Origin of the sequence: Streptomyces sp. AC602_WCS936, from assembly GCF_019049125.1 — a bacterium.
In the GTDB taxonomy this organism is placed as follows: Bacteria; Actinomycetota; Actinomycetes; order Streptomycetales; family Streptomycetaceae; genus Streptomyces.
In genome coordinates this window covers 52,674-64,160 of sequence record NZ_JAGMUF010000058.1, presented here as the reverse complement: position 1 = coordinate 64,160, position 11,487 = coordinate 52,674, and the positions used below count along the sequence as shown (strand labels likewise).

11 protein-coding genes are annotated in these 11,487 nt (G+C 72.9%); 9 read left to right on the top strand and 2 right to left on the bottom strand.

The window, feature by feature from the left end; all coding sequences use genetic code 11:
* Window positions 1-4: 4 nt before the first annotated feature.
* From KUM03_RS20840 to KUM03_RS20810, 7 genes are all read left to right on the top strand, one after another.
* Window positions 5-994, top strand: a complete 990-nt coding sequence (locus KUM03_RS20840; protein WP_217250788.1) for an alpha/beta hydrolase — start codon at window positions 5-7, stop codon at window positions 992-994.
* Window positions 987-2,180, top strand: coding sequence for an acyltransferase (locus KUM03_RS20835; protein WP_217250787.1), 1,194 nt, complete (start codon window positions 987-989; stop codon window positions 2,178-2,180). Before KUM03_RS20840 ends, KUM03_RS20835 begins: the two co-directional genes overlap by 8 nt.
* Window positions 2,173-3,555, top strand: coding sequence for a sensor histidine kinase (locus KUM03_RS20830; protein ID WP_217250786.1), 1,383 nt, complete (start codon window positions 2,173-2,175; stop codon window positions 3,553-3,555). Before KUM03_RS20835 ends, KUM03_RS20830 begins: the two co-directional genes overlap by 8 nt.
* Window positions 3,552-4,241 carry a response regulator transcription factor gene (locus KUM03_RS20825; protein WP_217250785.1) on the top strand — a complete coding sequence of 230 codons (690 nt, stop codon included), beginning with the start codon at window positions 3,552-3,554 and terminating at the stop codon, window positions 4,239-4,241. The genes KUM03_RS20830 and KUM03_RS20825 overlap by 4 nt, the downstream gene beginning before the upstream one ends.
* Before the next feature lie 13 nt (window positions 4,242-4,254).
* On the top strand, window positions 4,255-5,682 hold the full coding sequence (locus KUM03_RS20820; protein ID WP_217250784.1) for a histidine kinase: 1,428 nt from the start codon (window positions 4,255-4,257) through the stop codon (window positions 5,680-5,682).
* On the top strand, window positions 5,679-6,353 hold the full coding sequence (locus KUM03_RS20815) for a response regulator transcription factor (RefSeq protein WP_217250783.1): 675 nt from the start codon (window positions 5,679-5,681) through the stop codon (window positions 6,351-6,353). The genes KUM03_RS20820 and KUM03_RS20815 overlap by 4 nt, the downstream gene beginning before the upstream one ends.
* A gap of 72 nt (window positions 6,354-6,425) precedes the next feature.
* On the top strand, window positions 6,426-7,649 hold the full coding sequence (locus tag KUM03_RS20810) for a cytochrome P450 (protein ID WP_217250782.1): 1,224 nt from the start codon (window positions 6,426-6,428) through the stop codon (window positions 7,647-7,649).
* A gap of 24 nt (window positions 7,650-7,673) precedes the next feature.
* Here the strand turns inward: KUM03_RS20810 and KUM03_RS20805 are convergent, their stop codons facing one another.
* Window positions 7,674-9,344 (bottom strand): ABC transporter permease, encoded by a 1,671-nt coding sequence (locus KUM03_RS20805; protein WP_217250781.1) that lies wholly within the window; start codon window positions 9,342-9,344, stop codon window positions 7,674-7,676.
* Entirely contained in the window at window positions 9,341-10,258 is a 918-nt protein-coding gene (locus KUM03_RS20800) for an ABC transporter ATP-binding protein (protein ID WP_217250780.1), read from the bottom strand. The genes KUM03_RS20805 and KUM03_RS20800 overlap by 4 nt, the downstream gene beginning before the upstream one ends.
* Window positions 10,259-10,331: 73 nt before the next feature.
* Here KUM03_RS20800 and KUM03_RS20795 point away from each other — a divergent pair, with 73 nt between their 5' ends.
* Both KUM03_RS20795 and KUM03_RS20790 read left to right on the top strand, forming a co-directional pair.
* Window positions 10,332-10,838, top strand: coding sequence for a GbsR/MarR family transcriptional regulator (locus tag KUM03_RS20795; protein WP_217250779.1), 507 nt, complete (start codon window positions 10,332-10,334; stop codon window positions 10,836-10,838).
* A 52-nt stretch (window positions 10,839-10,890) separates the two neighbouring features.
* Window positions 10,891-11,481: a Uma2 family endonuclease gene (locus KUM03_RS20790; protein ID WP_217250778.1), complete on the top strand. Its 591-nt coding sequence runs from the start codon at window positions 10,891-10,893 to the stop codon at window positions 11,479-11,481.
* Window positions 11,482-11,487 lie beyond the last annotated feature (6 nt).

The window sequence follows — 11,487 nt, the reverse complement described above, 5'->3', positions numbered from 1 at the left end:
GGCCATGGGGCCCGGTACGACGGTACGTTGGCGGCGGCGCGTGAGCAGATGGCGCCGTACTGTCCTCGCCGCGCTCATCTGTGGCGCCGTGGTCCTCCCGCTCTCCGGCGCCGCACAGCCCGAGGTCCCCGCCCCGCCGCCCGCCGCGCTCGCGGCCCCGACGGCCGGCACGCTGGAGGAGACATACGCCGCCAACCGGGCCAACGCCGCCGAGGCGTCCCGGATGGCCGACGCCCACGGCGACCGTCACCGCGCGGCGGCGGACCGCGCGATGGCCGACCCGTCCCGGCGGCTGCTCGCCTTCGACGGCCGGGGCGCCGGCCTGGCCACGGAGGTCCTCGGCGACCTCGCCCACGCCGACCGCGTCGCCGTCCTCGTCCCGGGCTCCGACACCAGCCTCGACACCTACGGCCGGTTCCGCGCCGCCGCCCTCGCCCTGCACCAACAGCTCGCCGCGAGAGCTCCTGAGGGCACAGTCACGGCGGTCGTGGCCTGGCTGGGCTACGAGACGCCGGACACCGTCAGCACCACGGTCGCCACCACCGACCGCGCCGACCGGGCCGCCCCTGAACTGCGCGCCCTCGTCGACGACCTGCGCGCCATCACCGGACCGGGCACCTCCCTCGCCCTCCTCTGCCACTCCTACGGCTCGGTCGTCTGCGCCCGGGCGGCGGACGGCCTGGACGTCACCGACATCGCCCTGCTCGGCAGCCCCGGCACCGGCGCCGACTCGGCCGCCGGGCTGCACACGAGGGCCCGGGTCTGGGCGGCGCGGGGCGCCGACGACTGGGTGGAGCACGTCCCGCACCTCAGCGCCGACCTCTTCGGCACCACCGTCGGCTTCGGCACCGACCCGGTCTCCCCGGACTTCGGCGCCCGGGTCTTCGCGGCCGGCGACGGCGGCCACAGCGACTACTTCGACCCCGGCTCCCTCTCCTTGACGAACCTGGCCCGGATCGCCCTGGGCGAGACCGCGGAGGTGACCCATGACTGACCTGCGTGTCCCGCGAACCCTGCACCGCACCGCCGAGCGCGTCGACGCCGCCACGCCCGTGGACCGGGACCGGGCCGTGGACGCCCTGCGCGCCTTCGCCATCCTCGGTGTGGTCCTCGGGCACTGGCTGGTCACGGCCCTGGTCGCCGACGGCGCGAGCCTGCGCGCGGCCAGCCCGCTGGGGGAGATGCCCTGGCTGGCCCCGGTCTCCTGGGCCTTCCAGACCCTCGCCGTGTTCTTCCTGGTCGGCGGCCACGTCGCCACCCGGGGGTACGAGTCGGCCCGCGCCCGGGGCGTTCCCTACGGCCGCTGGCTGTCCGCCCGGCTGACCCGGCTGTTCCGTCCGGTCGTGGCCGTCCTCACCCTGTGGACGGCGATCGCGGGGCTGCTGCTCCTGACCGGCGCGGAGTTCGTGACCGTCCACACCCTGGTGAAGCTGGCCCTGTCCCCGCTGTGGTTCCTCCTGGTCTTCGCCGCGCTGACCGCGGCGACCCCACTCCTCACCCGGCTGCACCCGCTGTGGCCGCTGGTCGTCGTCCTCCACGTCGACCTGCTCCGCTTCGGGCTCGGCGCCCCTGCCTGGCTCGGCTGGATCAACCTCGCCGCCGGCTGGCTGGTCCCCTACACCCTGGGCGCCGCCTGGACCCGCGGCGAACTGGACCGTCGCCGCGCGGGCTGGATCCTGCTCACCGGCGGTACGGCGGCGACCGCCGCGCTCGTCGCCCGGGCGGGCTACCCGGCCTCGATGGTCGGCGTCCCCGGCGCGGACGTGTCGAACCTGAACCCGCCGACGCTGGCCGCCGTCATCTTCGGCCTGGCCCAGTGCGGCCTGGCGCTGCTGCTGCGCGAGAGACTGCGGCGCACGATGCGGCGGCCCGTGGTGTGGGCGGCGGTCGCGCTGGTCAACCTCTCCGCGATGACGATCTTCCTCTGGCACCAGACGGCGCTGATGACGACCACGGCCACCGGCCTCCTCGCCGGCCGCCTGCCCGGCCTCCACACACTCCCCGACGGGCTGGACTGGGTCGCCGCGCGGCTCATGTGGCTCCCGGTGTTCACGCTGGTCCTGGCGGGCTGCTGGGCCGCGTTCCGGTCCTGCGAGCACGGACCCGGGCGCCGCGGGCGGGTGGTCCGCGCGCACCGTCCATCGGGACGGGCAGGGGCATCGGGGGCGCGTCATGTCTAGGGTGGACCAGGTGAAACGACGGGGGAACCGGCCGCGGGGCGCGGGTCGGGTCGAGCGCCTGCTGAAGGTGCTGCACGACGACCTGTGGACATGGCGGGCGGACCCGCTGCCGCCGTCGGTGTGGCTGCGCTGGCTTCCGCACGGAATCGTCTGTCTGGCCGCCCTGGGCGTGCTGATCGGTGACGCGGGCCAGCTCGGCGACCACGGCGGGATCGAGCCGGGCTTCGCCTTCGTGATCGCCCTCGCCCAGGCCGGCGCGATGGTGCTCGCGCTGTGGCGCCCGGTCGCGGCGTGGTGGATGTCGATGGCCGCCATGCTGGTGGGGGCCATCGCGGTGCGGGCCGAGATGATCCCCGGCGGCGACGAATTCACCTGGCCCTGGACGGCCGCCGGGCTCATCGGGCACCTGCTCGTCCTGCTGCTGCTCGCCCTGCGCGTTCCTACGCGGGTGTCCGGGGAAACGCTGGTCCTGACCGCGCTCGCCACCTACCTCCTGCAAGGAGTGGTGGGCGGTCGTAACTACCAGCCGACCGGCCAGCTCGCCGTCACCCTCTTCTCGGTCGTCGTCGTGCTCGGCATCGCCCTGCGAGGCCGCCGCGAGGCCCGCGCGGAGCTGGTGCAGCAGACCTCCCTCACCGCCGAGGAGAGAGCCCGCCGCACCCTGTTGGAGGAGCGCAGCCGCATCGCGCGCGAGCTGCACGACGTGGTCGCCCACCACATGTCCGTGATCTCCATCCAGGCCCAGGTCGCCCCTCACCTCGTCGAGAACCCTCCGGACGAGCTGAAGGAGAACCTCGCGGGCATCCGGGAGAACGCGCTGGAGGCCCTCACCGAGCTGCGCCGGGTGCTGGGCGTCCTGCGGTCCGAGCACCCCGAGACGGGCGAACCGCTCGACGCGCCCGGCACGGACGCCGCCCCGCACGCCCCGCAGCCCACCCTCGACCGGATCGACACCCTGGTGGAGAACACCCGGGCGGCGGGACTGACCGTGGCCGTCGAGATCAGCGGCACCAGGCGGCCGCTGCCGCCGGGAGTGGAGCTGTCGGCGTACCGGATCGTGCAGGAGGCGCTGAGCAATGTGCTGCGGCACGCGCCGGGCGCCCGCGCCTGGGTCCACCTCACCCACCTGCCGACCGGCGTGCGGGTGGAGGTCGTCAACTCGCCGCCGGTGCGCAGGCCGCCGCCCTCGCAGGGGGCGGGGCACGGACTGCTCGGCATGCGGGAACGGGTGGCGATGCTCGGCGGCACCCTGACGGCGCACTCACTGCCGGACGGCGGCTACCAGGTGTCCGCCTTCCTGCCCGCCGACGCCACCGACCAGCCACCCCCCGACGACCCCAGCATCCACTACTACCCCGAGGACGGCAGCGCATGACGAGTGGGAGCGGCACCCCCGGCGTGATCCGCGTGGTGATCGCCGACGACCAGCAGATGGTCCGGCAGGGTTTCACCGTGCTGCTCAACACCCAGGCCGACATCGAGGTGATCGGGCAGGCGGTGGACGGCCTGGACGCCGTGTCCAAGGTCGCCGAACTCGTCCCGGACGTGGTCCTGATGGACATCCGCATGCCGGAGCTGGGCGGCATCGAGGCCACCCGTCGCATCGTCGGGGCGAACCCGGACATCAGGGTGCTGGTGCTGACCACCTTCGACCTCGACGAGTACGTGTACGAGGCGCTGGTCGCGGGCGCCTCCGGGTTCCTGCTCAAGGACGCCTCCGCCGACCAGCTCGCCGAGGCGGTCCGGGTGGTGGCGGCCGGGGACGCGCTGCTCGCGCCGGGGGTCACCCGCCGGCTGATCACCGAGTTCTCCCGGATGCGTGACAGACCGCGCGCCCCTCTGAAGGAACGCGTCGGCGACCTCACCGAGCGGGAGACGGAGGTGCTCGCCCTGATCGCCCAGGGGCTGTCGAACGCGGAGATCGCCCAGCGGCTGGTGGTCGCCGAGCAGACGGTGAAGACCCACGTGGGCAGGATCCTGGTGAAGCTCGGTCTCAGGGACCGCACCCAGGCGGCGGTCTTCGCGTACGAGACGGGCCTGGTACGCCCCTCGGGGTACTGAGGAGCGAGGCGTCGTGGCCCTCGTAGTACCTGAGGCGGACACCGAAGGACCCCTCTCACTGGTGACGACCGCCCTCACCCGGTCGGCCTACGGTGTGAGCGTGACCGAGACGACTCACCCGCAGCACGGGGACGGGGCGGCCCGCAGCCCGGAGTACCGGCTGTTCCGTAACGCCCTGCGGGGACTGCGCCAAGACCTGTTCCACGACCCCTTCGCCTACCGGCCGTTGCCGCCCCGGCGTACGGACGGCTCGTTCGTCCGCCGGCTGCCCGGCCGGCTGCCGCAGTACGCGCAGCACCTCCCGCACGCCGTGGTGGGTGCGACCGCGCTGCTGGCCCTGGCCGTCGGCTCGGTCTCGGGCGGCCTGCCCGGCGGTGACGCACCGGCCCTGCTGTCCGGCATCCTGTGCGCCCTGCCGGTGCTCGCCACGCTGGTCCGGCCCATCGGCGCGTTCTGGCTGTCCCTGGCGGTGACCCCGCTGGTCGCGCTCATCAACGGCGACAGTCTGGACTGGCCGTGGATGCCCGGCGCGTTCGTCTGCCACCTCGCGGTGCTGATCGTCGTGGCGCTGCGCACCCGTCCCCGCACCGCTGTCTGGATGTGGGCCCTGACCTGTGTGTACGGCTTCCTCTCGGACGTCGCCTTCGGCGGGTCGTACTACTACACGAACAGCGGACCCATGATGGTGACGTCCGCGTTCGCCCTGCTCGTGGTCTGTCTCTGGCACGTCCGGCAGACCGCCCGGCAGCAGGTGACCGCCCAGCAGACGGTCACCGCGCACGAGCGGTCCCGGCGCACTCTGCTGGAGGAGCGCACCAACATCGCGCGCGAGCTGCACGACGTGGTCGCCCACCACATGTCGGTGGTCGCCATCCAGGCCGAGGCCGCGCCCTACCGGGTGGAGAATCCGCCGCCGGAGCTGGAGCGGGCCTTCGCCACCATCCGGGAGAACGCGGTAGCCGCCCTCACCGAGCTGCGCCGTGTCCTGGGCGTCGTCCGCGCCGAGGACTACGAGGCCCCGGACGCCCCGCAGCCCACGCTCGCCGACCTCGACGCCCTGCTCGCCAACGTCCGCGACGCGGGCCTGAGCGTGGAGAAGGCGGTGACCGGTGCGGTGCGCGAGCTGCCGCCGGGCGTCGAACTGTCGGCGTACCGGATCGTGCAGGAGGCGCTGAGCAACAGCCTGCGGCACGCACCCGGCGCCACCGCCCGCGTGGAGGTCTCCTACGTGCTGGGCGGTCTCGGCCTGAGAATCGTCAACGGGCCGATGCCCGAACCGTCCCTGGTGAAGCCCTCGCCGGGCGCCGGGCACGGCATCACCGGCATGCGGGAGCGGGTAACGATGCTGAACGGCGAGATGACGGCCGGCCCCACCGACGACGGGGGCTACGAGGTGGCGGTGTTCCTGCCGGTCACCGCGCCGAACGAAGGTGACGCATGACCGGGAGCACGATCCGCGTACTGATCGCCGACGACCAGATGATGGTCCGCGAGGGCTTCTCGGTCCTGCTCAACGCGATGCCGGACATCGAGGTCGTCGGCGAGGCGGTCAACGGGCGGGAGGCGGTTGCCAAGGTGCGTGAGCTGGCCCCCGACGTCGTCCTGATGGACATCCGCATGCCGGAGCTGAACGGCATCGACGCGACGCGCGAGATCGTCGCCGCCGACGGGGCGGCGAAGGTGCTCGTCCTGACCACCTTCGACCTCGACGAGTACGTGTACCAGGCGCTGCGCGCGGGCGCCTCCGGCTTCCTCCTCAAGGACGCCTCGGCCCGTCAGCTCGCCGATGGCGTCCGGGTGGTGGCCGCCGGTGAGGCCCTGCTCGCCCCCTCGATCACCAAGCGCCTGATCACCGAGTTCTCGAAGCTGTCCGACGGCCCGCGTCTGATGCCCCAGGCGCAGGCGGCCTACGGCGACCTGACCGAGCGGGAGACGGAGGTGCTGGTGCTGATCGCGCAGGGCCTGTCGAACGGGGAGATCGCCGAGCGCCTGGTGGTCGCCGAGTCGACGATCAAGACGCACGTCAGCCGCGTCCTGGTGAAGCTGGGCCTGCGGGACCGCACGCAGGCGGCGGTGTTCGCGTACGAGGCGCGGCTGGTGACGCCGGGCTGAGGGGGGAGGGGCCGGAGCGGGCCGTCACCCAGCCCCCTGTTCAGCCTCGGCGCCACCGGCTAGCGTCCGTCCATGGCCGCCTTCGACAGCTTCGACAGCTTCGACCCGTGGGACCCGGAATTCGTCGCCGACCCGTATCCCGGCTACGCCGAGCTGCGGGAGCGGGGCCGCGTCCACTACTACGAGCCGACCGACCAGTGGCTGGTCCCGCACCACGCGGACGTCTCGGCGCTGCTGCGCGACCGCCGCCTCGGCCGGACCTACACGCACCGGTACACCCACGAGGACTTCGGCCGCACCCCGCCGCCCCCGGAGCACGAGCCCTTCCACACCCTCAACGACCACGGAATGCTCGACCTGGAGCCGCCGGACCACACCCGCATCCGGCGTCTGGTGTCGAAGGCGTTCACGCCCCGGACGGTGGAGCGGCTGAAGCCGTACGTCCGCTCCCTCGCCGACGAACTGGTCGGCCGCCTCGTCGAGGCCGGCGGCGGCGACCTGCTGACCGACGTCGCCGAACCGCTCCCGGTCGCCGTGATCGCCGAGATGCTGGGCATCCCGGAGTCGGACCGGGCCCCGTTGCGCCCCTGGTCGGCGGAGATCTGCGGGATGTACGAGCTGAACCCGTCCGAGGAGACGGCGACCAGGGCGGTGCGCGCGTCGCTCGAGTTCTCGGAGTACCTGCGCACACTGATCGCGGCCCGCCGTGAGAAGCCCGGCGACGACCTGGTCTCCGGTCTGATCGCCGCCCACGACGAGGACGACGACCGCCTCACCGAGCAGGAGATGGTCTCCACCTGCGCCCTGCTCCTGAACGCCGGCCACGAGGCGACGGTGAACGCCACGGTCAACGGCTGGTGGGCGCTCTTCCGCAACCCCGGCGAACTCGCCGCCCTCCGCGCGGACCACTCCCTGGTCCCGACCGCCGTGGAGGAGCTGATGCGCTACGACACCCCGCTCCAGCTCTTCGAACGCTGGGTGCTGGACGAGATCGAGATCGACGGGACGGTGATCCCGAGGGGCGCGGAGGTGGCGATGCTCTTCGGCTCCGCCAACCACGACCCGGCGGTCTTCACCGCCCCGGACCGCCTCGACCTCACCCGTCGCGACAACCCGCACATCTCGTTCAGCGCCGGCATCCACTACTGCATCGGCGCGCCGCTGGCCCGTATCGAGCTGGCCGCCTCCATGACCGCCCTGCTGGAGCACGCGCCGGCGCTCCGGCCCGCCGCCGAGCCGGAGCGCAAACCGAACTTCGTCATCCGGGGCCTGAAGGGGCTGGCCGTCGAGGTGTGAACCCGGAGGCCGCCCCCGCCCCGCCTACTTCGTCTCCAGGTCCCGGCGCCGGAAGCCCGCCAGGCCCAGCCACGCCAGTCCCGCCGCGACGAGGGTCAGCACCAGCAGTGGCGTCCAGTTCATGTCCGCGGCGGGGAGCCGGGGGACGTGGCCGAAGGGGGAGAGGTTGTTCATCCAGCCGGGGAACTGGAGGATCTGGCCGAGGTAGCCGACGACGAAGGCGTACACCGGCACGATCCAGGCCGCCGCGCTCGCCTTCGGGAACCAGCCGAACAGCACCGCCGCCACCCCGACCGTGACCCACAGGGCGGGCGCGTAGGCGAGGGCCGCGCCCACCAGCCTCGGCACCAGGACGCCGTCGCCGGTGGAGGCGGCGCCCGCGACGCCGAAGCCGAGGCCGGCCAGGAGCAGTACGAGCGTGCCGCCGACTGCCGCCACGGCCAGGTGGCTGCCGGCCCAGCGGCCGCGTGACAGTCCGGTGGCGAGCAGCGGCTCGGCGCGTCCCGCGCTCTCCTCGGCGCGGGTCCGCAGCGCGGCCATCACGGCGTACACCGCGGCGACCACGGCGACGACCACCATCACCATCGACGCGAAGGCCTCCGCCATGCCGGAGCCGCCGATGCGGTCCAGGGCCTCCTGGAGCTGGTCGATGTCCTTCAGCATGTCCTCGGCCTGACCGAGGATCGACCCGTACATCGCGCCCATCAGGAACAGGCCCGCGCCGAAGCCGGCGAGCATGCCGCGGTGCAGGCGCAGCGCGAAGCCGAGCGGGGTGCCGAGTGCGGCGGAGGCGACCGGGCTGCCCAGTTTCTCCGGCCGGATGCCCGCGCCCACGTCCCGTCGGGTGGAGAGCACGAAGCCCGTCGCCGCGCACACCGCCGCCAGGGCGAGGCAGAGCAGCAGCGGCCACCAGTCGTCGTCGACGTAGACGTAGGTGCGCTGCACCCAGCCGATCGGGGAGAGCCAGGACAGGGCGCCGCTCTCGCCGCTGTCACCGGCGGCGCGCAGCACGTAGGCGGCGCCGATGACCGCGAGGGCCATGCCGCCGGCGCCGCGCGCGTGCGCGGTGAGCTGGACGGTGATCGCGGCGACGGCGGCGAAGACGAGACCGGCGGCGGCGTGGCAGGCGCCGTACAGCAGCGACCCGCCCGCGTCGATGCCCTCGATGCCCAGACCGGCCAGGCCGAGGGCCAGCAGCGCGGCGAGGACGAGGTTGGCGAGGACCGCGACCCAGAGAGCGGCGGCGAGGTGGGCGTGCCGGCCGACGACTGTCGAGCGCAGCAGTTCGGCCCGGCCGGTCTCCTCCTCGGCGCGGGTGTGCCGGGTGACGGTCAGGACGCTCATCAGGCCGACGAGGACGGCCATGAAGCCGAGCATCTGGTGGCCGAGCATGGCGCCGGAGGTGTAGGCGTCGAGGTAGTGGCGCGGGCCCGACATGGCGAGACCGGCCGGGCTGCCCATGGTCTCGACGGCGTTCGCCCGGTCCTCGGGCGTGCCGTACAACTCGGCGTAGCTGTTCGCGGTCGACAGGGTGCCCAGCAGCAGCGCCAGGATCCACACGGGGAGCCGGACGCGGTCGCGGCGCAGGGCGAAGCGGACGAGCGTGCCGGTGCCGGCCAGCGTCCCCGAGCGGCCGGCGGAGGGTCCGGGACGCGCCGTGGTCTTGGCGGTGGTGGTGGCGGTCGTGGAGCTCATCGCACGGCTCCACGGACGTCGTTCGGCGGCAGGGCGTCGTCGTAGTGGCGGAGCATCAGCTCCTCCAGCGTCGGTGGGTGGCTGACCAGGCTGCGGATGCCGAACTCGGTGAGCTTGCGGACCGCGCCGTCGACCTCGCCGCCGTCGACGGCGAAGCGCACGCGGCCGTCGTCGGCCCGCAGGTCGTGGACGCCGGGCAGCGCGTCCAGGCCCGAGGCGGGGCGCTCGGTCTCCGCCTCGATGGTGGTGCGGGTCAGGTGCCGCAGTTCGCCGAGGGTGCCGGACTGCACGATCCGCCCGAGCCGGATGATGCTGACCCGGTCGGCGAGCTTCTCCACCTGGGCGAGGATGTGGCTGGAGAGCAGGACGGTCTTGCCCGCGGCCTTGGCCTCGGTGATGACGTCCTGGAAGACGACCTCCATGAGCGGGTCCAGGCCGGCGGTCGGCTCGTCGAGGAGCAGCAGTTCGGCGTCGGAGGCGAGCGCGGCGACGATGGCGACCTTCTGCCGGTTGCCCTTGGAGTAGGCCCGGCCCTTCTTGGTCGGGTCCAGGCCGAAGCGCTCGACGAGTTCGTCCCGGCGCCGCCGGTCCAGCCCGCCGCGCAGCCGCGCCAGCAGGTCGATGGCCTCGCCGCCGGTCAGGTTCGGCCACAGCTCGACGTCGCCGGGGACGTAGGCGAGGCGGCGGTGCAGCTCGACCGCCTGCGCCCACGGGTCCATGCCGAGGACCTGGGCGGCGCCGGAGTCGGCCCGCAGCAGGCCGAGCAGGACGCGGACGGTGGTGGACTTGCCGGCGCCGTTGGGGCCGAGGAAACCGTGGACCTCACCGGCCTCGACGGCCAGGTCGAGGCCGTCCAGGGCGCGTGTCCGGCCGAACGACTTGTGGAGTCCGGAGACGCTGATTGCCTTCGTCATACTTTGGAACGTACGCTAACTTCACAAATTTGTGAAGTTAAGAAAGCGTCAGGATGTGAGGGATGATCGAAGCATGAGGGAAGCCACGGAGCCGACGGAACGGGAGCGCGATCCCGAGGCGGTGTCGAAGTTCGTGGAGGGCTTCGCCGCCCAGCTCGTCGAGGCCGGGATGCAGCGCATGCCCGCCCGGGTCTTCGCCGCGCTGCTGTCCTCCGACTCGGGAGCGCTGACCTCGGCCGAACTCGGCGCCCGGCTCCAGGTCAGCCCCGCCGCGGTCTCCGGCGCCGTGCGCTACCTCGCCCAGCAGCACATGGTCTCGCGCGAACGGGAGCCGGGCTCACGTCGGGAGCGGTACCGGGTGCACAGCGACCAGTGGTACGAGGCGCTGACCAACCGCGAGGCGGTCCTCAAGCGCTGGGAGAGCGCCCTGCGCGAGGGCGTGACCAGCCTCGGCGCGGACACCCCGGCGGGCCGCCGCATGGCCGAGACGCTGGCCTTCTTCGAGTTCGTGGACGGGGAGATCGCCGCGATGATGGAGCGCTGGCGGGTGCACCGGGAGGAACGGTTCGGGTCCGTGTGATCGATCCGCTACGCTGAGTTGTGACTGGTCCGCGGCAAGGGGGAGGCGCATCATGACAGTCATGGCGGAGCAGACGGCGATAAGCGGTGCTGAGCCCAGCGGCTTCGAGGAGCTGCTGGACATCCTTGACGAGCTTCAGCTGCGCGACGGCTTCAAGGCCGAGATCATCGGGGGGAAGATCGTTGTGTCGCCGTGGTCGCAGGGCTACTACTACCGGGTCATGGAATCGGTGTGTGAACAGCTGCGGTCGTATCTCCCCCCGGAGCACCGCATCAGCTACGGCCCGTTCCTGTTCGTCTTTCCAGGAGACGAGCGGGCGTACGGACCCGACATCCACGCCGCCCCCGGGCGCGTGTTCGAGACGACCAGCAACCGGCTGGACGGCGAGGCCCTGACCTTCGTCGCCGAGCTGACTTCCTCCAGCACCCGGGACGACGACCTGACCGAGAAGGTGGAGGTCTACGGTCGCGCCGGCGTCCCCGTCCACCTGCTCCTCGACATGCAGGAAGAGCAGGCCACAGTCCTGTGGACGCCGTCCGCCAAGGGGTACGAGTCGCGCATCACCCGGCCGTTCGGCGAGAAGCTCCCCGTCCCCGCCCCGCTCGACTGCCTGCTGGACACCGCCGGTTTCCAGGCCCCCTGACCCGCA